General features: G+C 64.2%; 24 protein-coding genes and 4 pseudogenes. 6 read left to right on the forward strand and 22 right to left on the reverse strand.

Annotation, left to right across the window (positions count from 1 at the left end; translation table 11 throughout):
- Positions 1 to 415: 415 nt before the first annotated feature.
- Positions 416 to 613 (forward strand): annotated as a pseudogene (locus RR42_RS38580) (alcohol dehydrogenase catalytic domain-containing protein); the annotation flags it as partial.
- A gap of 179 nt (positions 614 to 792) precedes the next feature.
- Here the strand turns inward: RR42_RS38580 and RR42_RS39660 are convergent.
- The 10 genes and pseudogenes from RR42_RS39660 to RR42_RS11745 all read right to left on the reverse strand — a co-directional run.
- Positions 793 to 1,152, reverse strand: a pseudogene (locus RR42_RS39660) (phage integrase central domain-containing protein); the annotation flags it as partial.
- A 246-nt stretch (positions 1,153 to 1,398) separates the two neighbouring features.
- Complete coding sequence (locus tag RR42_RS11715; protein WP_043346893.1) at positions 1,399 to 1,920, reverse strand: helix-turn-helix transcriptional regulator; 522 nt, start codon at positions 1,918 to 1,920, stop codon at positions 1,399 to 1,401.
- Between the two features lie 4 nt (positions 1,921 to 1,924).
- Positions 1,925 to 2,200, reverse strand: coding sequence for a hypothetical protein (locus RR42_RS41110; protein WP_082054885.1), 276 nt, complete (start codon positions 2,198 to 2,200; stop codon positions 1,925 to 1,927).
- Positions 2,201 to 2,261: 61 nt separating this feature from the next.
- Positions 2,262 to 3,120 (reverse strand): annotated as a pseudogene (locus RR42_RS11720) (tyrosine-type recombinase/integrase); the annotation flags it as partial.
- Positions 3,121 to 3,152: 32 nt separating this feature from the next.
- Positions 3,153 to 3,296: a hypothetical protein gene (locus RR42_RS40430; protein WP_158408282.1), complete on the reverse strand. Its 144-nt coding sequence runs from the start codon at positions 3,294 to 3,296 to the stop codon at positions 3,153 to 3,155.
- 88 nt (positions 3,297 to 3,384) lie between these two features.
- The gene (locus tag RR42_RS11725; RefSeq protein WP_043346896.1) at positions 3,385 to 3,960 is read right to left on the reverse strand and encodes a PIN domain-containing protein; all 576 of its coding nucleotides are present in this window, start codon (positions 3,958 to 3,960) and stop codon (positions 3,385 to 3,387) included.
- Complete coding sequence (locus RR42_RS11730) at positions 3,957 to 4,427, reverse strand: helix-turn-helix domain-containing protein (RefSeq protein ID WP_082055013.1); 471 nt, start codon at positions 4,425 to 4,427, stop codon at positions 3,957 to 3,959. The genes RR42_RS11725 and RR42_RS11730 overlap by 4 nt, the downstream gene beginning before the upstream one ends.
- A gap of 83 nt (positions 4,428 to 4,510) precedes the next feature.
- A pseudogene (locus tag RR42_RS11735) lies at positions 4,511 to 5,136 on the reverse strand (tyrosine-type recombinase/integrase); the annotation flags it as partial.
- An 83-nt stretch (positions 5,137 to 5,219) separates the two neighbouring features.
- Positions 5,220 to 6,839 (reverse strand): glutamine-hydrolyzing GMP synthase, encoded by a 1,620-nt coding sequence (guaA, locus tag RR42_RS11740; RefSeq protein WP_043346901.1) that lies wholly within the window; start codon positions 6,837 to 6,839, stop codon positions 5,220 to 5,222.
- The gene (locus tag RR42_RS11745) at positions 6,814 to 7,416 is read right to left on the reverse strand and encodes a hypothetical protein (RefSeq protein WP_043346905.1); all 603 of its coding nucleotides are present in this window, start codon (positions 7,414 to 7,416) and stop codon (positions 6,814 to 6,816) included. Before RR42_RS11745 ends, guaA begins: the two co-directional genes overlap by 26 nt.
- Here RR42_RS11745 and RR42_RS40435 point away from each other — a divergent pair.
- Positions 7,415 to 7,570, forward strand: a complete 156-nt coding sequence (locus tag RR42_RS40435; RefSeq protein ID WP_158408283.1) for a hypothetical protein — start codon at positions 7,415 to 7,417, stop codon at positions 7,568 to 7,570. The two genes, RR42_RS11745 and RR42_RS40435, sit on opposite strands and share 2 nt — an antisense overlap.
- On the opposite strand, the gene guaB is transcribed toward RR42_RS40435, so the two are convergent.
- Complete coding sequence (gene guaB / locus RR42_RS11750) at positions 7,558 to 9,021, reverse strand: IMP dehydrogenase (RefSeq protein ID WP_043346907.1); 1,464 nt, start codon at positions 9,019 to 9,021, stop codon at positions 7,558 to 7,560. The two genes, RR42_RS40435 and guaB, sit on opposite strands and share 13 nt — an antisense overlap.
- Positions 9,022 to 9,144: 123 nt before the next feature.
- On the opposite strand from guaB, the gene RR42_RS11755 reads away from it, so the two are divergent.
- Both RR42_RS11755 and RR42_RS11760 read left to right on the forward strand, forming a co-directional pair.
- Positions 9,145 to 10,113: a DMT family transporter gene (locus RR42_RS11755; RefSeq protein WP_043346909.1), complete on the forward strand. Its 969-nt coding sequence runs from the start codon at positions 9,145 to 9,147 to the stop codon at positions 10,111 to 10,113.
- 118 nt (positions 10,114 to 10,231) lie between these two features.
- Complete coding sequence (locus RR42_RS11760; RefSeq protein WP_043346910.1) at positions 10,232 to 10,813, forward strand: DUF4124 domain-containing protein; 582 nt, start codon at positions 10,232 to 10,234, stop codon at positions 10,811 to 10,813.
- A gap of 29 nt (positions 10,814 to 10,842) precedes the next feature.
- Here RR42_RS11760 and RR42_RS11765 read toward each other — a convergent pair whose 3' ends face one another.
- Together RR42_RS11765 and RR42_RS11770 are read right to left on the reverse strand one after the other, a co-directional pair.
- Positions 10,843 to 11,190, reverse strand: coding sequence for an RnfH family protein (locus RR42_RS11765; RefSeq protein WP_043346912.1), 348 nt, complete (start codon positions 11,188 to 11,190; stop codon positions 10,843 to 10,845).
- Positions 11,183 to 11,620 carry a type II toxin-antitoxin system RatA family toxin gene (locus RR42_RS11770; RefSeq protein WP_043351973.1) on the reverse strand — a complete coding sequence of 146 codons (438 nt, stop codon included), beginning with the start codon at positions 11,618 to 11,620 and terminating at the stop codon, positions 11,183 to 11,185. The genes RR42_RS11765 and RR42_RS11770 overlap by 8 nt, the downstream gene beginning before the upstream one ends.
- A gap of 238 nt (positions 11,621 to 11,858) precedes the next feature.
- Here RR42_RS11770 and smpB point away from each other — a divergent pair, with 238 nt between their 5' ends.
- Positions 11,859 to 12,311 (forward strand): SsrA-binding protein SmpB, encoded by a 453-nt coding sequence (smpB, locus tag RR42_RS11775; RefSeq protein WP_043346914.1) that lies wholly within the window; start codon positions 11,859 to 11,861, stop codon positions 12,309 to 12,311.
- A 74-nt stretch (positions 12,312 to 12,385) separates the two neighbouring features.
- Here the strand turns inward: smpB and RR42_RS11780 are convergent, their stop codons facing one another.
- From RR42_RS11780 to ppsA, 3 genes are all read right to left on the reverse strand, one after another.
- Positions 12,386 to 13,318 carry an SPFH domain-containing protein gene (locus RR42_RS11780; protein WP_043346917.1) on the reverse strand — a complete coding sequence of 311 codons (933 nt, stop codon included), beginning with the start codon at positions 13,316 to 13,318 and terminating at the stop codon, positions 12,386 to 12,388.
- Between the two features lie 73 nt (positions 13,319 to 13,391).
- The gene (locus RR42_RS11785; protein WP_043346920.1) at positions 13,392 to 13,817 is read right to left on the reverse strand and encodes an NfeD family protein; all 426 of its coding nucleotides are present in this window, start codon (positions 13,815 to 13,817) and stop codon (positions 13,392 to 13,394) included.
- 154 nt (positions 13,818 to 13,971) lie between these two features.
- Positions 13,972 to 16,356 carry a phosphoenolpyruvate synthase gene (gene ppsA, locus RR42_RS11790; protein WP_043346923.1) on the reverse strand — a complete coding sequence of 795 codons (2,385 nt, stop codon included), beginning with the start codon at positions 16,354 to 16,356 and terminating at the stop codon, positions 13,972 to 13,974.
- 268 nt (positions 16,357 to 16,624) lie between these two features.
- On the opposite strand from ppsA, the gene RR42_RS11795 reads away from it, so the two are divergent.
- Entirely contained in the window at positions 16,625 to 17,536 is a 912-nt protein-coding gene (locus tag RR42_RS11795) for a pyruvate, water dikinase regulatory protein (protein WP_419188856.1), read from the forward strand.
- An 85-nt stretch (positions 17,537 to 17,621) separates the two neighbouring features.
- On the opposite strand, the gene RR42_RS11800 is transcribed toward RR42_RS11795, so the two are convergent.
- The 6 genes from RR42_RS11800 to lpxD all read right to left on the reverse strand — a co-directional run bounded on the left by RR42_RS11800 (position 17,622) and on the right by lpxD (position 22,788).
- Positions 17,622 to 18,404 carry a TrmH family RNA methyltransferase gene (locus RR42_RS11800; RefSeq protein WP_043346926.1) on the reverse strand — a complete coding sequence of 261 codons (783 nt, stop codon included), beginning with the start codon at positions 18,402 to 18,404 and terminating at the stop codon, positions 17,622 to 17,624.
- Complete coding sequence (gene rnhB / locus RR42_RS11805; protein WP_043346928.1) at positions 18,401 to 19,111, reverse strand: ribonuclease HII; 711 nt, start codon at positions 19,109 to 19,111, stop codon at positions 18,401 to 18,403. The genes RR42_RS11800 and rnhB overlap by 4 nt, the downstream gene beginning before the upstream one ends.
- Positions 19,111 to 20,316, reverse strand: a complete 1,206-nt coding sequence (gene lpxB, locus RR42_RS11810) for a lipid-A-disaccharide synthase (RefSeq protein ID WP_043346931.1) — start codon at positions 20,314 to 20,316, stop codon at positions 19,111 to 19,113. The genes rnhB and lpxB overlap by 1 nt, the downstream gene beginning before the upstream one ends.
- Positions 20,317 to 20,330: 14 nt before the next feature.
- Positions 20,331 to 21,134, reverse strand: coding sequence for an acyl-ACP--UDP-N-acetylglucosamine O-acyltransferase (lpxA, locus tag RR42_RS11815; protein WP_043346932.1), 804 nt, complete (start codon positions 21,132 to 21,134; stop codon positions 20,331 to 20,333).
- A gap of 101 nt (positions 21,135 to 21,235) precedes the next feature.
- Positions 21,236 to 21,685, reverse strand: coding sequence for a 3-hydroxyacyl-ACP dehydratase FabZ (gene fabZ, locus RR42_RS11820; RefSeq protein ID WP_043346934.1), 450 nt, complete (start codon positions 21,683 to 21,685; stop codon positions 21,236 to 21,238).
- Complete coding sequence (gene lpxD, locus RR42_RS11825) at positions 21,682 to 22,788, reverse strand: UDP-3-O-(3-hydroxymyristoyl)glucosamine N-acyltransferase (RefSeq protein WP_043346936.1); 1,107 nt, start codon at positions 22,786 to 22,788, stop codon at positions 21,682 to 21,684. Before lpxD ends, fabZ begins: the two co-directional genes overlap by 4 nt.
- Positions 22,789 to 22,807 lie beyond the last annotated feature (19 nt).

Genomic DNA, 22,807 nt, shown 5'->3' on the forward strand with positions numbered 1-22,807 from the left:
TTCGATGTCCGCGTGGACGCCATGGCTTTCCAGTGCCGCCACGGCATGGCGCGGCAGGCCCGCATCCGGCCGTGCACCTGCGCCTTGCGCACAAAACACCTTGGCATGGCCGCCCATGGCCTCATGCAAAGCGCGCGTGGCTTCGCGCCCGCCGTTCCACGCCACCACGGCACGCGCCGGGCATGTCGGGCTGCGGCGAGGCAAGCTGCAGCCGCAAGGCGGTCCTGCGCGCGTAGGCTGGTGTCCATGTGAACCATGATGCTTGCGTAGTCCATGACATTCCTGTGCGGTTTGAACGCTTGCATCCAGTCTAAGAAACGCCCGGCAGCGGCTATTGACTCAGGTCAAGGCAATGACCCACGCGTACGCCGCCTTACGCCGGCTTGGCGCCAGCACGCTCTTCTGCCAAAGGCGCGTGCCCCAGCAAAACCGGCTGACAGCATTGCCTGACGAGTCCCTGCGCCTGGCGCACGTCCCCGTGCCAAGCCCCGGCCCAGGCGAAGTGCGTATCGCGGTGAGCACCTGCGGTGTCTGCCGCACCGACCTGCACATTGTCGACGGCGAACTCGCGCACCGGAAAGCCGCGCTCATTCCCGGACACGAAGTCGTCGGCAGATCATTCCCCTGGCCGAAACGACGATCTATGAATTGGAGCGCCGCGTCGAGCTCCCTCACGCTCGAACCAGACGCCGCGTTGCGTCGTCCGGGACCTGGACGAGGTGCAAGCGTGGATCGAGGCACGCAAGCAGGCGTCTCGTAGCGTTCAGCAGCGTCGTGCCGGTGCGGCGCAGCTCGTGCAGTGGCAGGCGCACCGCGCGCCTTCACCTTGCTGCAGAGGGCGCGTAGGTCATCGGCGGTGATTTCGTTGAGTAGCCGGTTCAGGAAGACCGGCAGGATGTCCCGATCGACGATGCTCTGACGCATCGTCTTCGTGCTGTCGGCCATGCGCGCACCCGCCAGCCATTTCTCGGTCATTTCCCCGAAGGTCTTGGCGGCGGTCAGCCGACGCTTCTCACGTTGCTTTTCCAGCGCGGGGGACTTGCCCTGGGCGACGGCCTTCTTGGTGTCGATCCGCTTTTCACGGGTCGGGGCCGGTTGGCCCGTAGCGGCCGGCGGTCAGCGTCTCGCGGCGCCGTTGAGACGGTAGTCGTAGGGCCGATGCGCTCCCCGATGCCGTCGCACGAGAACTGACATCGAGCCGGTAGGCTGTGCGATCGCTGGTGTCCGAGTAAAATTCAGGACGCAGTTTGCGCATGAATTTTGATGGCGTCACCCCTTTCTTGTTCTCTTTCAGCCATTCATTGCCTCTTAAATACGAGTTCCGTCATCGTATACATGCGAAGAAAATGTTCGAATGTCGCCATGCACTTCCGCGCCAAGCGTAGACCTCCACCGCCCCTAAACTAATGCTTCCAGCTCGTTGTAAGCCGAGCGCGGCAAGCGCCGTCCTTCCTTTGCCACATTCACCTGCAAGGCTATTCGCGCCACGTCCAACACGCCTTTGCCTAACGGATAGCTGCCCTTGGCCTGTAACCAGGTCAGCACGTCCGCTAGATGCCAGATCGACGCGCTACCCTCGTGCACCGGTGCAGGGAAACTGCCCGGATGCGAAAGCATCAGTTTGCGCATGTTCTGCCGTGACACGCCTATGATGTCGGCCACATCGGTCAGGCCGACCAAATCGGGCGCCACTTCGATCAGTCTGGCTGCCGGCACGGCGCGCCGCACGTCAACTAACGCGCTGCGCACGGCCGCGTCCGCATTGTCCGCCTCGCGGGTAAATTCCAGCGCGAGCCGCCCGGGCTGACCGATCCCGATCAGGGCATCATCGCAACCGGCCTCGCCCAAACGCTCGACCAACCCATCTGGATCACGATCGTCGTCGGCGAGCTGGTATTTCAAAGTGAAGATGTATTCCATCGTGCTACTCCTCGACACCGTCGGCCGCATCCTGTTGCTTGCGGTGCGTAGTGCAGTTGTTCACGACGCGCCGTAAGGCGCGTGCGTGGTTGCCGGGGTTCTTCGGCGTGCTCCATATCGACGTGATACAGAACTCGCCGCAGCGGCACTCCTCGTCGTTGTACGGACAATAAATCCGTCCCCAAGCGTGGCTACCGCCGACTTCGACGCGCCAGCCCTGTTCTTCGGCGTGCTTGAGAGCTTCCTCGACCTCTTTCTTCGGATGAGGGGAACGAGCCATCAGTTATCTCCAGTATTGGGATGATTGGCTTGGTTGTCAAGTGACAACCAAACACCCGTTTCTGCGTCACCCGGTTCAGGGTCGCGTTCGACATGCAGCGGTCGGCGTCATAGCGTGACGGCAGCACGAACTTGGAGCCAGCGGCGCAGGTGTGGAGCGCCACGAAGATGTCGAGTGCCTGACGCGAAAGGTAGACCACGTGGGGGTTGCGCCCTTTCATCCGCCGCTTTGGGATCGTCCAGGTCGCAGTCTCGAAATCCACCTCATCCCAAGTGGCTTGGATTAGCTCGCTCTTGCGCGCCAGCGTCAGCAGAATCATGCGCAATGCAAGCCGGATGGTCGGATAGGTTGCCACCGATTCCATCTGCCGCGCCATCAGACGAATCTCCAACGGCGACAAGGCGCGATCGTTCGGCACGAAGGTCGCAATCGAGGCGGCACCCACACCCTCCACCGGGTTGTCGACCTTCTCCCCGTGCAGGATGGCGAACGCATAAACCTGCTTCACGATGTCGCGGACGTGTACCGCAGTGGCAGGGGCACCGCGCGCCTTCACCTTGTTGCACAAGGCACGCAGGTCATCTGCGGTGATTTCGTTGAGTTGCCGGTTCTCGAAGGCCAGCAAGATGTCCCGATCGACGATGCTCTGACGCATCGCCTTCGTGCTGTCGGCCATGCGCGCACCCGCCAGCCATTTCTCGGTCATTTCCCCGAAGATCTTGGCGGCGGTCAGCCGACGGTTCTCACGTTGCTTTTCCAGCGCGGGGGACTTGCCCTGGGCGACGGCCTTCTTGGTGTCGATCCGCTTTTCACGGGTCAGGGCCGGTTGGCCCGTAGCGGCCGGCGGTCAGCGTCTCGCGGCGGCCGTTGAGACGGTAGTCGTAGCGAAAGGTGACGGTACCGGCAAGCGATACCGTCAGCCGACGGCATGAGAATAATCGCCCGCAAAGCCTTATAGGTATTGGCCAGCCAGGCCTTCGACGGTGTCGGTGAACAGCGCCCACAACGCCGTCGCATCGCGGCGGGCCCCACCCAGCTCGGGGATTGTCGCGTCGAGGTGTTTGTTGATGCCCACGAAAATTGCTTTGATCGTCACGCTGCCCCCTAGCTTCCAGCTTGGTGGATGCCTTCCGGCAGGGATGCATCGATCGAGGGATTCTTGGTCATCCGTGTTTCTCGAAAGGTCAGAGAATGGAGCGGTAAGTAGCCAGCACCTTGGTGGTTTGAACCAAACCTTGGCGCAGCAAGATGTCGAGGTAGCGGTCCACCTCGATCGGCGGATTCCTCAGTTGGGCTCGCTGGCGCTGTGCGGCCGACACGACCGCGGCCGCGTCTAGGTTCAATAGGTTGTCCACGAACTCATCGGGATGCTGTGATTCGATGCCGTAGGGGGCCAGCATCTCTGCCGGGAAATCCCTCTGGTTGAAGGTCACGATCACGCTTGCCCCGCAGCGAATCGCCGCCGCCAACACATGGCGGTCGTCTGGATCGGGCAAGACCAGCCCGGCCACGAGTTCCTCATACCCCTCCACCAGGCCGTCAGGAATAGCGCGATCCATTAGATCGGATGTCCGGTCGACCTGCTCCCTGGTGAGATCGGGACGGTTGATCAGCAGGTTGCGCTTCCATTCCTCATGAATGGCCTGACTCCAGCGCGCCCGAAATCTTCCTGACAGGCCCAGCCACATGAGGAAGTCCCGCAGCGGCGCGGGATAAAGAACGCACGCATCGTAGACAGCTGTGAAGGGGGAATGTCTCATTCGTACCCCATTCCCAACTCCTGCGACTGCTGGGCGAGTTCAGCCATCGCTTGCTCGCTGGCTTGCTCGCGCGCTTCCTTGTACTGCATCAGGTCGGCAAACCTCACCCTACGGTGTTTGCCGGTCCGATGAAACGCTAGCACCCCATCTTCCAGCAGTTTGACAAAATGGGGGCGGGATACGTTGAGCAAATCCGCCGCCTCTTGGGTCGTCAGTTCCGCATGGACAGGCACAACCTTCACGGCGTTGCCATCGGCCAGTTCGGCCAGAATATCCACCAGCAAGCGCAGCGCCGAGGTAGGAAGCTCCACTTGGTGCGCTTGCTTCTGGTCATCGAAGATCTGGATGTGCTGCGTCTCAAATTGGGTGGCCAAGTAGGCCGCCAGGGCACGCTGACCCTGCACGGCCGCCTTCACCTCTCCCTCCGCGGGCAGGCTCATCTTGGATTGGGCAGTGGCGGTCATGATTCCTCCTGGGAAAAGGCGATTACGAGACCATTTTATTCGAAATATTCGAAAAACGAAATAATCGAAACGCCGCTCACCGCCCCCTACCGGGAAAACTCGCTTCCTAGCAAGATCACCTCGACAGCTGCCTGAAAATACGATCTCCAGCCATGAACGCCTCCAACATGTGCGTGAACCACCATATTTTCCTGGAGCAGCTTCGGTACATGGGTCCGCTCGTCGATCCAGGCATCCACCATATCCGCCCACTCTTGCAACATGTGCGCCGTTGCTCAGCGTACTCGGCCTTGTTGTAGACCGAGCGCGAGGAACGTCCCTCTTCGTGCGCCAGGCACTTTTCGATCCAGTCGCGGTTGAAGCCCACCTCGTTGAGCAGCGTCGAACCGGTACGGCGCAGGTCGTGGACGGTGAACGGCTCAAGCGGCAAACCGGCGGTCTTGGCCCGCCCGGCCACGATCTGCGTCACCCGGTTCAGGGTCGCTTTCGACATGCAGGGGTCAGCGTCATAGCGTGACGGCAGGACAAACTTGGAGCCGGCCGCGCAGGTGTGCATCGCCACGAAGATGTCGAGCGCCTGGCGCGATAGATAGACGACATGCGAGTTGCGCCCCTTCATCCGCCGCTTCGGGATCGTCCACGTCGCGTTCTCGAAGTCGACCTCATCCCAGGTCGCTTCGATCAGTTCGCTCTTGCGCACCAGCGTCAGCAGGTTCTAAAAGACGAAACCCGCGACGAATCGCGGGTTTCCGGGGGATTGCCAATAGCCGTCAATCGCTATTTGCTAATGTGAAATCACTCCCACTCGATCGTCGCCGGCGGCTTGCCCGACACGTCATACACCACGCGATTCAAGCCACGCACCTCATTGATGATGCGGTTCGAACAGCGGCCCAGCAGCGCGTACGGCAAATGCGCCCAGTGCGCCGTCATGAAGTCGGTGGTCTGCACCGCGCGCAGCGCGACCACGTAGTCATAGGTGCGGCCGTCGCCCATCACGCCAACCGACTTGACCGGCAGGAACACCGCAAAGGCCTGGCTGGTCAGGTCGTACCAGCTCTTGCCCACTTGCGAAGGCTCGCACATGCCGGCGGCGGCATCCTGCTCGGTAGCGACCGTGCCACGCAGCTCTTCGATGAAGATCGCGTCGGCGCGGCGCAGCAGCTCGGCGTAGTCACGCTTGACTTCGCCCAGGATACGCACGCCCAGGCCCGGGCCGGGGAACGGGTGGCGGTAGACCATCTCGGGCGGCAGGCCGAGCGCCACGCCGAGTTCGCGAACTTCGTCCTTGAACAGGTCGCGCAGCGGCTCGAGCAGCTTCAGGCCCAGTGTTTCCGGCAGGCCGCCCACATTGTGGTGGCTCTTGATGGTGGTGGCCTTCTTGGTCTTGGTGCCGCCGGACTCCACCACGTCGGGGTAGATCGTGCCTTGTGCCAGCCACTTCGCGTTGGTCAGCTTCTTGGCCTCGGCCTGGAACACTTCGACGAACTCGCGGCCGATGATCTTGCGCTTTTGCTCGGGATCGGTCACGCCGGCCAGGTGGCCGAGGAACTGCTCGGACGCGTCGATGGCGATGACCTTGGCGTGCAGGCGGCCGGCGAACATATCCATCACCATCTTGCCTTCGTTCAGGCGCAGCAGGCCGTGGTCAACGAACACGCAGGTGAGCTGGTCGCCGATGGCGCGGTGGATCAGGGCAGCGGCCACCGAGGAATCGACGCCGCCGGACAGGCCGAGGATCACTTCTTCGTCGCCGACCTGTTCGCGGATCTTGGCGACGGCTTCGGTGATGTGGTCATGCATGACCCAGTCAGGCTTGGCGCCCGCGATCTTCAGCACGAAGCGCTCCAGGATGTCGCGGCCCTTGGCGGTATGCGTGACTTCCGGGTGGAACTGCACGGCGTAGTAGCCGCGCGCTTCGTCGGCCATGGCAGCGATCGGGCAGCTGGGCGTGGAGGCCATCAGCTTGAAGCCCGGCGGCAGCTCGGCGACCTTGTCGCCATGGCTCATCCAGACCTTGAGCATGCCGTGGCCTTCGGGCGTGGAGAAATCTTCCAGGTCCTTGAGCAGCGCGGTGTGGCCATGCGCGCGCATCTCGGCGTAGCCGAACTCGCGATGGTCGCTCCACTCCACCTTGCCGCCCAGTTGCACGGCCATGGTCTGCATGCCGTAGCAGATGCCCAGCACCGGCACGCCGAGGTCCCATACGGCCTGCGGCGCGCGCAGCTGGTGGTCTTCGTAGGTGCTGGCGTGGCTGCCGGACAGGATGATGCCCTTGGGCGCGAACTCGCGCACGAATTCGTCCGTGACGTCGTTCGGGTGGATTTCGCAGTAGACGTGCGCTTCGCGCACGCGGCGGGCGATCAGCTGCGTGACTTGCGAGCCGAAATCAAGGATGAGGACTTTGTCGTGCATGATGGGCGGATGGCGTTTCGTCCGGTACGGGCTCGGTCATCACTTCGGTGCCCGGACCATAGCCGGGCGGCGGCGTGACACCCGGCTCGCGCCGGTATTCGGGTGATTGCGGCCGGCGTGCCACGGGGGCGGTGCCGGCATCCTTGTTTTGCGTCTCTTTTTGCAGCTCGCGCTGCTCGCGTTCGCGCACGCGTACGCGCTTGGCGGCCGGGATCTGCACCGCGGCGAAGAAGGCCAGGATCGCGGCCAGCACAGGCAGCCAGATCTTGCCGGCGCCCTGCACCGGCAGGTCGAACATAAGCATCCACGCCACGATCAGCACCGCGCTGGCGAGGTTGACCTGCCCGACTGTTCGCGCCACCGCCACCGTAAGCTGCCCGTTAACGGTTGCCTGCCACAGCAGCAAGGCCAGGCCGACCAGGGCCACGCCGAGCAACTGCCCGTACATCGCGGGCTGCGGCTGCGGCAATTGCAGCGCGCTATAAAGGGTCGTGAAAGGCGACAGCAGCATGACGATGCCGAGCAGCAGGTTCAGCAACGCGTCCAGGAACAGCACGGCACGCAGCAATACTTTCATGAGAACTCCTTCCGGCCAGGCGCAGTGCCTGGCTTGCGGGCGGCGCCGGGCGGCGCAGCCGGCGCGCGGCTGGCGGGACATCCAGGTCCCGCACAGCCGCCAGTTCATTGAGACCTGCCTGGTCGACTCACTGGCATCGACTTACTCGATGTAGTAGTTCGGCGCTTCCTTGGTGATCTGCACGTCGTGCACATGCGACTCGCGCATGCCCGCGGCGGTGATCTGCACGAACTCGGACGTCTCGTGCCAGTCGGCGATCGAGCTGCTGCCGCAGTAACCCATGGAGGCACGCACGCCGCCGCACATCTGGTGGATGATGGCAGTGACCGAGCCCTTGTAGGCCACGCGGCCTTCAATGCCTTCGGGGACCAGCTTGTCGACGTTGGCGGTGTTGTCTTCCTGGAAGTAGCGATCCGCCGCGCCGTCCTTCATCGCGCCGACCGAACCCATGCCGCGGTAGCTCTTGAAGGAGCGACCCTGGTACAGGAAGACTTCACCCGGCGACTCTTCGGTGCCGGAGAACATGCCGCCCATCATCACCACATGCGCGCCGGCAGCCAGTGCCTTGGCGATGTCGCCCGAGTAGCGGATGCCGCCGTCGGCCACCAGCGGCACGCCGGTGCCCTTGAGGGCTTCGGCCACGTTGGATACCGCGGTGATCTGCGGCACGCCCACGCCAGCGACGATACGGGTGGTGCAGATCGAGCCCGGGCCGATGCCGACCTTGACGCCGTCGGCGCCATGATCGACCAGCGCGCGCGCGGCAGCACCGGTGGCGATGTTGCCGCCGATCACCTGCACTTGCGGGTAGTTCTGCTTGACCCAGCGCACACGGTCCAGCACGCCCTGGCTGTGGCCGTGGGCGGTATCGACCACGATCACGTCCACGCCGGCCTTGACCAGCAGGTCCACGCGTTCGTCGTTGTCAGGGCCCACGCCGACTGCGGCGCCGACCCGCAACTGGCCGCGGTCATCCTTGCTGGCCAGCGGATGTTCCACCGCCTTCTGAATGTCCTTGACGGTGATCAGGCCATTGAGCTCGAAGTCCTTGTTGACGACCAGCACGCGCTCCAGGCGGTGGCGGTTCATCAGGCGCTTGGCGTCTTCCAGCGATGCGTCTTCGCCCACCGTGACGAGCTTCTCGCGCGGCGTCATCTTGGCGCGCGCGGGCGCGTCCAGCTCTTCCTCGAAACGCAGGTCGCGGTTGGTGATGATGCCGACCACGGTCTTGCCTTCCACCACCGGGAAACCGGAGATGCCGTATTGATGTGATAGTGCAATCACATCGCGGATCTTCATGTCGGGGGGAATGGTGATTGGGTCACGCAGCACGCCGGATTCGTAGCGCTTCACGCGCGCCACTTCCCGCGCCTGGTCGGCCGGCTTCAGGTTCTTGTGGACAATGCCGATACCACCAGCCTGCGCCATGGCAATTGCCAGGCGGGCTTCCGTGACGGTATCCATGGCGGCGGATACCAGCGGAATGTTCAGTTCGATCGAACGGGTCAGGCGGGTACGGAGCGAAACATCCCGGGGCAGTACCGACGAATAGGCCGGCACGAGGAGCACGTCATCGAATGTGAGTGCTTTCTGGACAAGACGCATAGCAATTCCTCTAGGCGCAAAACCGAATTATACAGGAATGGCACGTTTCTTGACGCGCCTGCGAGTGCCCTTGTTCAAGTCTGCTATGCTCTTTGTCTTTTTTTCAGGGATAGGCAGGCCACGATGGGTATTGGCGTACTGTGCGGCCTGCTGGCCGGCGCCTTCTGGGGCATGGTGTTTATCGCCCCCAAGCTACTGCCCCTATTCTCGCCCTGGGAACTCGCGATCGGCCGCTACCTGGCCTATGGGCTGGTCGCCTTCATCGCCGCGCTGCCGCTGATGAAGCGCATTGCACGCAAGCTCACGCGCGCGGACTGCCTTGCGCTGCTGCGCCAGGCCTTCACCGGCAACCTGCTGTACTACGTGCTGCTGGCGTTCGGCGTGCAACTGGCCGGCGTGGGCCCCACTTCGCTGATCATCGGCATCCTGCCCATCTCCGTCACCATCATGGGCCGGCGTGACCATGGCGCCGTGCCGCTGTCGCGCCTGATCTGGCCGCTGCTGGTGGTGGCCGCCGGCATCGCCTGCATCAATATCGACCTGTTCGCCGGCGGCGGACATGCGCACGGCGCTGCCGCGGGCGAGGCGGTGCGCACGGTCTGGCAACGGCTGGCCGGCGTGATGTGCGCGGCAGGCGCGCTGGTGTGCTGGACACTCTACGCGGTCGACAACGCACGCTACCTGCAGCGCAACCCGCAGTACAGCGGCAATGAATGGTCCGCGCTGTATGGCATCTCCACCGGCGTGGTGTCGGTGGTGCTTGCGCTGCTGGCGCTGCTGGGCTGGCTGGTGGCCGGCGACAGCCTGGATGCGGCCAGCGGCGGCCGTGACTGGCAGTGGTTCTGGATGGTCAACGCGGCCGTGGCGCTCGGCGCGTCACTGATCGGCAACAACCTCTGGAATATCTCCAGCCGCCGCCTGCCGCTTACGCTCTCGGGGCAAATGATCGTATTCGAGACGCTGTTCGCGCTGGCGTACGGCTTTGTCTTCGACCATCGCCTGCCGCGCCCGCTGGAGATCGCGGCCATCGCGCTGCTCATGATTGGCGTGGCCTGGTCGGTTCGCTTGCACGCGGTCGACAAGTCTGCCTAAACTAGCGGCCAATCCCGGCAGCCAAGGGCGCGCGAGTCACTCGCACAGCGGGGTTCCAGCCCTGCACGCCCTGCCGCCGCACTCACTCTCACCGCAGGCTGCCCCAACACGCTAAGCCATGAAACGATCGACCGCGCACATCAAGCTCGCCACGCTGGCCGCCCTCGCCTGCCTGTGCCAGGCAACCACCGCCCAGGCGGATTCGCAATGGCAGTGGCGCGACGGCAGCGGCCGCATGGTCTACAGCGACGTGCCGCCGCCGCCCTCGGTGCCTGCCGCCAGCGTGATCAAGGCACCCGGACGCTTTGCCGGCAGCTTGCGCCCGGTCGAGCCGCCGGGCGGCTCGCCAGCCGCGGCAGCCGGCCCTGCAGGCGTTGCCGCCGCCACCCAGGCTGCGCCGGCGCCGGGCGCAAAGGGCAATGGCAACGCGAAAAAAGAGTCGGTGGCAAGTGCCGAGGAAGCCTTCGAGAAACGCCGCGCCGCGCAGGCGAAGGCCGAAGCGGACCAGGCCGCCAAGGACCTGGCTGCGCAGGAGCGCCAGGTGCGCTGCGCGCAATCGCGCAACTATGCGATGTCCCTGCAGCAGAACCGCCGCATTGCCGTGTCAGCGCCAGACGGCTCGCCGCAGCAACTGAACGATGATGAGCGGCAGGCCGAACTGCAGCGCGTCAACGCCACGCTCGAGCAAAACTGCACCTGAGCGCCTTTGCAACGCCGCACCGGGGCCGCTCAGCCGCCACGCAGCCATTTCAGCCCTTCGCGCGTGCCGCCCTTGCGGGTCTTTTGCACGCGCCGGTTGCGGGCCGACTGGGGATCGGCCACCAGCGGGCGATAGACCTCGACGCGGTCGCCGGCCCGCACCAGGGTGTCCGGCGTCTTGAGCTTGCTGAAAATGCCGACCCGCATGGTGGCGGGATCCACCTCCGGACAAGCCTGCAGCAGGCCCGAGGCCGCGATCGCGGCGACAATGCTGGTGCCGCAGGGCACCTCGACCTCCTTCAGGAAGGCGTCGCCAGGGCGGGCATAGCAAACCGTGATGCGCACCGGGGCCGCGGTGCCGGCGTCGTGCTCAGCCATTGCCGTAGACCATTTCGGCACGCTTGACGAACGCATCGACAAACGTGTTGGCGATCATGCTGAACACCGGCCCGATGATTTTCTCCAGCAGGAAGCTGGAAAACTCGTAGTGCAGGTGGAATTCGATCTTGCAGGCATCCTCACGCAGCGGCGTGAAGCGCCAGGAACCGCTGAAGGTCTTGAAGGGGCCGTCCTCGAACACCATATCGATCCTGGTGGGCCGCTCCTGCGTATTGCGGGTGTGGAAATACTGCTTGATGCCGTTGAAGTGGATGTAGATCTTGGCGTCAAGCATCGTCTCGGTCTGCTCGAACACCTCCACGCCCCCGCACCAGGGGAGGAACTTGGGATAGTCCTCGACTTGCGTGACCAGGTTGTACATCTGCTCGGCGGAATGGCCGAGCAGCACGGATTTATGGACGTCTGCCATGTAGTGGGGAATCATGGCCCGCGCAGGCGCCGCCAGCGCATGACGCACTGCGGAATCCACCGGAGCGGGCCGGTTTGCTAGAATCCCGATTTTAGCCCACGCGCGCGCCGACGGCACCCAGGGCGCGCACGATAGCGCCCAAACCGCGGCTTGATGGGCTTGCACGGCCCTGCAGCGTCTTCCCCCTTCGTTTTTTGGTGTTCGTTTTACTTATCTCCATTTCCACTATCCGGACCGCATGACCATCGCAGAAAACAAGAAAGCCTTTTTCGACTACTTCATCGAAGAGCGATATGAGGCGGGGATCGTGCTCGAAGGCTGGGAAGTCAAGGCGATCCGTGCGGGACGCGTGCAGATCAAGGAAGGCTACGTGGTCATTCGCGACGCCGAGCTGTTCCTGATCGGCGCCCATATCAGCCCCCTGCACAGCGCCTCCACCCACGTCTCGCCCGACGCGGTGCGCACCCGCAAGCTGCTGCTCAAGGCAGAAGAGATCAAGCGCCTGATCGGCAAGGTGGAGCAGCGCGGCTTCACGATCGTGCCGCTCAACCTGCATTACACGCGCGGACGCGTCAAATGCGAGATCGGCCTGGCCAAGGGCAAGAAGCTGTTCGACAAGCGCGAGACCGAGAAGGACCGCGACTGGCAGCGGGAGAAGGCGCGCATCATGAAGGGCGCGGGCAAGGAGTAAAAGACCGAGGCAGCGCGGCGGCAAGCCGCAGACTGCCTCCTCTGTGCAAGGCTTGCGCTTCAAGCTCCCTCGCTTCAAGCCCCCTTCTGCTGGCCTTTGACGATCTGCAGCGCCGACGCAACCATGGTGCTCATGTCGCCAAGGTTGCCCGGCACGATCAGCGTGTTGCCTTGCTTGGCCAGATTGCCGAAGGCGCTCACGTACTCCTCCGCCACCTTCAGGTTCACCGCCTCCATGCCGCCGTCCGTGCGGATGGCATGCCCGATCTTCTCGATGGCTTGCGCGTTGGCCTCCGCCACCGCCAGGATCGCCGAGGCCTCGCCCTGCGCCCGGTTGATGGCGGCCTGCCGCTCGCCTTCGGACTTCTGGATGGCGGCCTCGCGCGCGCCCGTGGCCAGGTTGATCTGCTCCTGGCGCTTGCCTTCCGACGCGGCGATCAGCGCGCGCTTTTCACGCTCGGCGGTAATCTGCGCCTGCATCGCATGCAGGATTTCCTTGGGTGGCGTGAGATCCTTGATCTCGTAGCGCAGCACCTTCACGCCCCAACTCGCGGCGGCCTCGTCCAGCGCATTGACCACGCTATGGTTGATGTACTCGCGCTCCTCGAAGGTCTTGTCCAGCTCCAGCTTGCCGATGACCGAGCGCAGCGTGGTCTGCGACAACTGGGTGATAGCCACCACAAAATTGCTGGACCCGTAGGATGCCTTCATCGGGTCGGTCACCTGGAAATACAGCACGCCGTCCACCTGCAATTGCGTGTTGTCCTTGGTGATGCAGATCTGGCTCGGCACATCGAGCGGGATTTCCTTCAGAACATGCTTGTAGGCCACGCGATCGATGAAGGGCAGCACGACAGTCAGCCCCGGCGTCAGCGTGGCGCGGTACTTGCCGAGCCGCTCCAGCACCCAGGCATGTTGCTGCGGCACGATCTTGAAGCTTTGCGCCACCAGCACGATGACGGCGACCAGGATCAGCAGGGGCAGCAGGCTGCCGAAGAATTCGAACATGGGACCTCCGTGACGGGGTTGACAAAAACGAACTGAAAAAACAGGGAAAACCGAGGCCGCGCCCTGCCTTGCACTATCGCGGGCTGACGAAGAGCGTGTTGCCGCGCACCGCGACGATGCGAAAACGCCCGGGCGCTGCTGGGCCGGCCGCCTGGAGTTCCACATCCCAGTCGGTGCCACGGTAACGCACGCGTGCCCGCCCGGCGTCGCCCCAGGCCGGCACCTCAAGCTCCTGGCCGATGTCCGGGTTGACGTTGGGATCGCGCTCCGCCGCCTCGCGCCTCACGCGTCCATAGCGGGAGCGCCGCAGCGCGACAAAGCCGGCCAGCGCCACCAGCGCCGCCAGCAGGGTCTGGGCGGCTGCGCCAAGCCCGGCCAGCGCACCCAGGCCACCCGCCGCCGCGCCCAGCGCTACCATCAGCAGATAAAAGGTGCCAAGCCCCAGTTCCGCGATCACCAGGACCGCCGCCAGCGCAAACCAGATGTAGTACGGCGCCATCTTTGCCTCCTTGCTTACCTGCGTATCTGCGTATCTGCTTACCTGCGTTTGTCCTGGCCACGGCCAAAAAAAAACCCCGCAGCGCCAGGGCGCCTGCGGGGGTTCGGAACACCTGGCGCAGGGCCGGTGTACCGCTATTGTGACGTCAAATGCCTCAGGAAGCCAGTTGCTTCCAGGTATCGACCACCGAATCCGGATTCAGCGAGATCGACTTGATGCCTTCCTTGGCCAGCCACAGTGCAAAGTCCGGGTGGTCCGAGGGGCCCTGGCCGCAAATGCCAACGTACTTGTCCAGGCGCAGCGCGGTGGAGATAGCGCGCGACAGCATGAACTTGACGGCCGGGTCGCGTTCGTCGAAGTCCTTGGCCAGCAGCTCCATGCCGGAGTCGCGGTCCAGGCCCAGCGTGAGCTGGGTCAGGTCGTTCGAGCCGATCGAGAAGCCATCGAAGTACTGCAGGAACTCTTCAGCCAGGATGGCGTTGGACGGCACTTCGCACATCATGATGACGCGCAGGCCGTTCTCGCCGCGCTTCAGGCCGTGCTTGGCCAGCAGCTCGATGACCTTCTCGGCCTGGCCGAGCGTGCGCACGAACGGCACCATGATCTCGACGTTGGTCAGGCCCATGTCGTCGCGCACGCGCTTCATGGCCTTGCATTCCATCTCGAAGGCTTCGGCGAAGTCTTCGGAGATGTAGCGCGAGGCGCCACGGAAACCCAGCATGGGGTTTTCTTCGTCCGGCTCGTAGCGCGACCCGCCGATCAGCTTCTTGTACTCGTTGGACTTGAAATCCGACAGGCGCACGATGACGGGCTTGGGGTAGAACGCCGCGCCGATGGTGGCGATGCCTTCGGCCAGCTTGTCCACGTAGAACGCGCGCGGGCTGGCATGGCCGCGGGCCACGCTTTCCACGGCCTTCTTCAGGTCGGCATCGACTTGCGGGTAGTCGAGGATGGCCTTCGGGTGGACACCGATGTTGTTGTTGATGATGAACTCGAGGCGGGCCAGGCCAACACCCTGGTTCGGGATCTGGCAGAAGTCGAAGGCCAGTTGCGGGTTGCCGACGTTCATCATGATCTTGACGTCGATGTCCGGCATTTCGCCGCGCTGCACTTCGGTAACCTCGGTTTCCAGCAGACCATCGTAGACGCGGCCTTCATCGCCCTCGGCGCACGACACCGTCACCAGCGTGCCGTCCTTGAGCAGGTCGGTGGCGTCACCGCAGCCGACCACGGCGGGCACGCCCAGCTCGCGCGCAATGATGGCCGCGTGGCAGGTACGGCCACCGCGGTTGGTCACGATGGCGGCGGCGCGCTTCATCACCGGTTCCCAGTTGGGATCGGTCATGTCGGCAACCAGCACGTCGCCGGGCTGCACGCGCTCCATCTCGGACGGATCATTGATCACACGGACGCGGCCGGTGCCGATCTTCTGGCCAATGGCGCGGCCGCTGGTGAGCACGGGCGCGGTGCCCTTGAGCTTGAAGCGCTGCTCCGCCTTGCCGGCGGACTGGCTCTTCACCGTTTCCGGGCGGGCCTGCAGGATGTAGATCTTGCCGTCGCGGCCGTCCTTGCCCCACTCGATGTCCATCGGGCGGCCGTAGTGCTTCTCGATGATCATCGCGTACTTGGCCAGCTCCGACACATCGGCGTCGGTGATGGAGTAGCGGTTGCGCAATTCGATGGGCACATCGACGGTCTTGACGCGGCCGGCTTCGCCCGGCGCGGTGAATTCCATCTTGATCAGCTTGGAGCCGATCGAGCGGCGGATGATGGGGTACTTGCCCGCTTGCAGCGTGGGCTTGAAGACGTAGAACTCGTCCGGGTTGACCGCGCCCTGCACCACCGTTTCGCCCAGGCCGTAGCTCGAGGTAATGAAAACGGCATCGGGGAAGCCGGATTCGGTGTCGATGGTAAACATCACACCCGCGGCGCCCACATCCGAGCGCACCATGCGCTGCACGCCGGCGGACAGCGCGACGATGTCGTGCGCGAAGCCCTTGTGCACGCGATAGGAAATGGCGCGGTCGTTGTACAGCGAGGCGAACACGTGGCGGATCTTGTCCAGCACATCGTCAATGCCGCTGACGTTGAGGTACGACTCCTGCTGACCGGCGAACGATGCATCCGGCAGGTCTTCGGCGGTCGCCGACGAACGCACGGCGAACGAGGCCTCGGCGCCTTCGCGCGCTTCGGCACGCGCGTAGAACTCGCGGATTTCCTTTTCCAGGCGGGGCTGGAACGGCGCTTCGACGACCCAGTTGCGGATCTCGGCACCGGCTTCGGCCAGGGCCTTGACGTCGTCGACGTTGAGGGCCTTCAGGCGATCGGAAATGCGTTGGGTCAGGTTGCTGTGGGCGAGGAAGTCGCGAAAAGCCAGCGAAGTGGTGGCAAAGCCGCCGGGCACACGCACGCCAGCCTCGGCCAGCTGCGAGATCATCTCGCCGAGCGACGAATTCTTGCCGCCCACGGTTTCCACGTCTTCCTTGCGCAACTGCTCGAACGGCAGCAGGTATGCGCCGTCAATTGCCGGGTTGTTCATAAAAGCCTCAAAACAAAGTAAGAAACCTGTTGCTGACGCCCGGAATATTGTTGGAGTTCTGCTACCGGACGGATCGCTTGGCTAAACAGCCCCAGCGGCTCACAATCGGCGTGCGATCGTGATTGCTGCGGCGCACATTGTTGACAATTCGTGGCCGAATCGTTGTGCCAACAGCGCTGGCGGAATTGCTTAGCGAAAAGATCGCCGCTATTCTACCGTGCCGCACCGCACTTTCGCGGAACGCGGATTCAAAAATAATTGTCCATACATGTCCCTCCCCGACGCTCCCCAGCCCGACGCTACCGCCGCGCCACTTGCGCCGCAGCACCCCCAGGAACCGCGTAAGGAGGAGGAGCGCCCCGCCATCCGCACGGTCTTTATCGTCTCCGATGGCACCGGCATTACCGCCGAAACCTTCAGCCACTCAATCCTGGCCCAGTTCGAGATGCGTTTCCGCAAGGTGCGCATGCCGTTCGTCGACACGCCCGAGAAAGCGCACATCGCAGTGGGCAAGATCAACGAGGCCTTCTACGCGGAAGGCGTGCAGCCCATCGTCTTCACCACCCTGGTCAACCAGGAGTCGAACAAGGCGATTCGCCGCGCCAAGGCCATGATCCTGGACATGTTCCAGACCTTCATCGAGCCGCTGGAGAAGGAACTCGGCCTGAAGTCCACCCATGCTATCGGCCGTTTTCACCAGAATGCGGACACCGAGGCGTACCAGAACCGCATCGAGGCGATCAATTTTTCGCTCGCGCATGACGATGGCCAGTCGCACAAGAACCTGGCCGAGGCCGATATCATCCTGGTGGGCGTGTCGCGCAGCGGCAAGACCCCGACCAGCCTTTACCTTGCCATGCAGTACGGGCTGAAGGCGGCCAACTACCCGCTGATTCCAGACGACTTCGAGCGCGGCAAGCTGCCCACCGCGCTCTACGCATTCAAGAGCAAGATCTTCGGGTTGTCGATCAACCCGCAGCGCCTGGCCGAGATCCGCAACGAGCGGCGTCCGGGCAGCAAGTACGCCGCGCCGGAAAACTGCCGCTACGAGGTCAACGAGGCCGAGGCCATGATGCGCCGCGAGGGCATCAAGTGGCTGTCGTCCACCCACAAGTCGATCGAAGAGATCGCCACCACGATCCTGCAGGAGATCAAGGTGGACCGCGACAGCAACTATTGAGTCAGGCTGACGCCGCACGGCGGGCGCGCAGGCCGGTCAGTGCGGCGAAGTGGGCTGCGAAGTAGGCTGCGAAGCGGCGGCAGGCTTAACCAGGACGGCGCTGCCGCACCGCCTCGAACAGGCAGATCGCGGTCGCGGCCGCCACGTTCAACGACTCCAGCCCGCCCGGCTGGGGAATGCCCACCGTGCGGCTGACCTTGGCCATCCATTCCGGGCTCACACCCGCGCCTTCATTGCCGACCACCCAGCCTACCGGTGCGCGCAGGTCCGTGTCGAACACAGCTGCCTGCGCGTGCGACGACGTGGCCAGCAGCGGCACCGCCAGGCGCGGCGCCAGCATGTCGAGCGTGCAGTGCTCGACAATGTTCAGGTGGAAATTGGCGCCCATGGCGGCGCGCAGGGTCTTGGTGGACCAGGCGAAGGCGCTGCCCGTGACGAGAAAGGCGTGCTGGATGCCTGCGGCCGCGGCGCTGCGCAGGATAGAGCCGACATTGCCGGCATCCTGGACGCCGTCCAGGATGATGCAATCGGTGTCGATATGCGACGGCAGGTGGCCGCGGGGCGTATCGATGACCAGCATCAGGTCGATGCCGTTGACCACGCCGGCGACCAGATCGAACAAGGCATCCGCCAGCAGGACCACGCGCTCGGGCTCGATCTGCCTGAGCAGCTGCGCCACCTCGGCATGATCGTAGTGCCGCTCCGACACCACGCACTGCACCGGCTGGCCCAGCGCGTCCAGGTAGGCTTGCGCCAGGTGCACGCCATCCAGCACCGACTGCCCCGCCTTGCGGCGTGCATGCGTGGAACCAGTCAGTGCCTTGAGGTGCTTGAACAGCGCGTTTTCGCGCGATGTGACGTGTTTCACAGTAGCGGCTCCGGGAATGCTGGCGCCGGGATGGCGCCCACGGGCGCGATCCGCCCCATCGCGATGGCTTGGCGCACGGGCGCAAACGAGCGCCGGTGGTGCGGCGTGGCCCCGAACTCGGCAAGCGCGGCCAGGTGCTGCGGCGTGCCGTAACCTGCGTGGGCATCGAAGCCGTACTGTGGGTATGCGCCATGCAGCACCAGCAACGCGCGGTCACGCGCCACCTTGGCCAGGATGGAAGCCGCCGAGATGGCCTGCACCTTGGCATCGCCTTTAACGATGGCTTCGACCGCAAAGCGCACCTGCGGGCAGCGGTTGCCGTCTACCTGCACGAGGTCCGGCTCCAGGCCGGAATCGGCCAGGCCATGCACGGCACGCTGCATGGCCAGCATGGTGGCATGCAGGATGTTGATCCTGTCGATTTCTTCCACTGAGGCCTGGGCGATATGCCAGCCCAGGGCGCGCTCGCGAATCTCGTCGAACAGCGCCTCGCGGCGGCGCGCGGTCAGCACCTTGGAGTCCGCCAGGCCCTGGATCGGGCGGGCCGGATCCAGCACCACGGCGGCGGCGTAGACCGGGCCGGCCAGCGGGCCCCTGCCCGCTTCGTCCACGCCGCACAAAAGGCGTACTTGCGCGGCGGTGCCGGCCAGGTCAAAGCCGAGCTGGGCCGAATCGCCCTTGGCGGTGGCTGTGGGGCGGCGCGCCATTACACGCCCCTCCGCTGCCGGATCAGGTCGGCGACCACTGCCGAAGCGATCTCGGCGGTATTGCGTTTAAGCGTCTGGTGCATCTGGGTGAAATGATCCCGCAGGAACGCGGTATTGCCTTCGTCGTTCAGCTGCAGCAGCGTCTCGCGCGCCAACGCCTCGGGCGTGGCGTCATCCTGCAACAATTCGGGCACGACAAAACGCCCCGACAGGATGTTGGGCAGGCCCACATACGGCAGGTAACCCTGCCGCTTCATGATCTGCGCGGTCAGCCAGGGCACCTTGTACGAAATCACCATGGGCTTCTTGTACAGCGCGGCCTCCAGCGTGGCGGTACCGCTAGCCAGCAGGATCACGTCGGCGGCTTCCATGGCCAGGTGAGACTGCCCGTCGATGACGGTCAGCGGGATCTGCGGATACTGCTGGTGCAGGCCCGCGACGATCTCTCGCAGCGGCGCGCTGGCAACCGGCAGCACAAAGGCGAGATTGCCGTCCATGCTGTGCATGCGCGCCATGGCGGCGAAGAACGTCGCGCCCAGGTTGCGCACCTCGGACTGCCGGCTACCGGGCAGCACGGCCACCACGCGCGGCCCGGCCGGCAGGCCAAGCTTCTCGCGGGCGCCCTGCGTGTCCGGCACCATCGGAATCACGTCGGCCAGCGGATGGCCCACATAGGTGGCGGGAATCCCGGCGCGGGCGTAGATCTCCGGCTCGAACGGGAACAGGCACAGGATGTGGTCGACCGCGCGCGCGATGGTGCGGATGCGCCCGCCGCGCCAGGCCCAGATCGACGGGCTGACAAAGTGCACCACCGGAATGCCGGCACGGCGCAGCGGCACTTCGAGCCCGAAGTTGAAATCCGGCGCGTCCACGCCGATAAAGCACAGCGGCGGCTGCGCCAGCAGTTTTTCCTTGATGGCGCGGCGCGTGGCGAGAATCTCGCGCAGCGAGCCCAGCACCTCCACGTAGCCGTTGACCGAGAGGGTGTCCATCGGCCATTGCGACTCGAACCCTTGCGCCATCATGCGGGGGCCGCCAATGCCCGCGTAGCTCACCTCACCGAGGCGAGCCTTGAGTCCACCCATCAGCAGGGAGGCAAGCAGGTCGCCGGAGTTCTCGCCAGCCACCATGGCAATGGTGCCGCGATTGCCCGCGCCCGCCGCAACCGGCGTGGCCTCCATGGCCGGTAGGACACCGTCGACCATGGTTGTATCCGGCTTCAGCGCACAATGCCGCGCTGCGTGGCGGCAATGAAGTCGAGGAAATCCTGCAACGCAGCCGTGGCGGTGCCTTCGGCCTGCGCAATGAGTTGCGCGATCTCGTTGCGGGCGGCTTCAAAGCTCAGGTCGGACTTGTACAGCACCTTGTAAGCCTGGCGCAGGGCCGCGATCTGCGCGGCGTCAAAGCCACGGCGGCGCATGCCTTCCACGTTGATGCCGTGCGGCGTGGCCTTGTTGCCGCCCTTGTCGCCAGCGGCGATCACGAATGGCGGCAGGTCCTGCACCAGGGCCGAGGCGCCGCCCAGCATGGCGTGCGCGCCGATGCGCACGAACTGGTGCACCCCGCTCATCCCGCCAAGAATGGCCCAGTCGCCCACCTGCACGTGGCCGGCGATCTGCGCGTTGCTGGAGAACACCGTGTGGTTGCCCACCTGGCAATCGTGCGCGATGTGCACGTAGGCCATGATCCAGTTGTCATCGCCGATGCTGGTCACGCCCTGGTCCTGCACCGTGCCGGTGTGGATGGTGGTGAATTCGCGAATGGTATTGCGATCACCGATCACCAGCCGGGTCGGCTCGTTGCGGTACTTCATGTCCTGCGGCGTGCCGCCCACCGAAGCGTAAGGCCCGATGCGGTTATCCGCGCCAACAGTGGTATGCCCCTCGATGGTGGTATGCGCGCCCACCTGGGTACCACTGCCAAGGCGCACGTGGGGACCCACGATGGAAAACGGCCCGACGGTCACGTCGGCTGCAAGCTCGGCCTTCGGGTCAACCAGTGCGCTGGGATGGATTTGCGTCATGCGTCCTGTCCTATGGTCTGAGATGAAAAGATTGAACGGTCAACACAGTGAGCCAAATACGTCCAAGACCTGCCCGGGGCCTAGCCCCGAAGGCAGGCTTCTTAGTCGGCTTGTTTGACGGTGCACATCAACTCAGCTTCACAAGCCACCTTGTCGTCGACGGTGGCAAATGCCTTGAACTTCCAGATGCCGCGGATATAGCGCTCGACAGATACCGTCATATGCAACTGGTCGCCCGGCGTCACGACCTGCTTGAAGCGCGCGCCGTCGATGCCGACGAAGTAGTACAGCGAGTTTTCCTTGCGCTCCATGTCGGCGCCAAAGGTCAGCAAGCCGGCCGACTGCGCCAGCGCTTCGAGGATCATCACGCCCGGCATCACGGGGTGGCCCGGGAAATGGCCCTGGAAGTACGGTTCGTTCATGGTGACGTTCTTCAGCGTTTTGATACGCTTTTGCGGCTCCAGTTCAAGCACGCGGTCTACCATCAGGAACGGGTAACGATGCGGCAGCAGCTTGAGGATCTTGCGGATGTCGATATCGACTGCGTTCATGATTTTTTCTCTTCGGTATGCTGGATAGATATGCCGGCGTCCTGCCCTTGCAAGCGCTTCTCGAGCTGGATCACGCGATCGCGCAATTTGCTCAGGCCTCGCAAGGTGGCTGCGGTGCGTTCCCAATCGCCATGCGGCTGGACCGGGAACACGCTGGTGAAATGCCCGCCGGGCTTGGAAATGGATTTAGTGATCGATGTGCCACCGGATACCGTGGTGCGGTCGGCGATGTTCAGGTGGCCGGCAAAGTTGGCCGAGCCCCCGATCACGCAGAAGCGCCCGACCTTGGTACTGCCGGCAATCGCCGCACATCCCGCGATCACAGTATGCGCGCCCACCCGTACGTTATGCGCGATCTGTACCTGGTTATCGAGCTTGCAGCCGTCCTCGATGATCGTGTCGGCCATGGCACCGCGGTCGATGGCGGTATTGGCGCCGACCTCGACATCATTGCCCAGCACGGCGCGGCCGGTCTGGGGAATCTTGACGTACTCGACGCCAGCCGGGCCAATGTCCGGGGCAAAGCCGAAGCCATCCGCACCCAGCACCACACCACTGTGCAGTATGCATCTCATACCCACCACGCACTGGTGATAGATCGAGACATTAGCGTAGATCAGCGTGTCATCGCCAATCCGCGCCCCGGCGCCAACAAAGCCGTTGGCCAAGATGCGCACCCGCTCGCCAAGCCGGGCCCCGCTCTCGATCACCACGTTGGGGCCGATAAAGCAGGACGCCGGGACCACGGCATCGGGCGCCACGCTGGCGCGCGGGTCGATGCCGGTACGGTGATCGGTATTGCCGCGGCGATCGAACCCCTGCGCGATACGTGCAAAGCACACATAGGGATTGCGTGCCACCAGCCAGTTGCGACCGTCGGCCTGCCCTTCGGCGCGAATGCGCTCCAGGTCGGCCGCCGACACGATCACGGCGCCGGCGCCGGAGGCCAGCGCCTGCGGCAGATACAAGGGATTCGAGAGAAACGAGAGCTGATCGGGGCCGGCCTGGTCGAGAGGCGCGAGGCCGCGCACGGCGAGGTCGGGATCACCCACAACCTGCGCGCCGGTATCGGTGGCGAGCTGACCCAGTGTGGGTGTTTGCATGGCAGTACTTCCTTGGACG

Origin of the sequence: Cupriavidus basilensis (assembly GCF_000832305.1) — a bacterium.
GTDB lineage: Bacteria > Pseudomonadota > Gammaproteobacteria > Burkholderiales > Burkholderiaceae > Cupriavidus > Cupriavidus basilensis_F.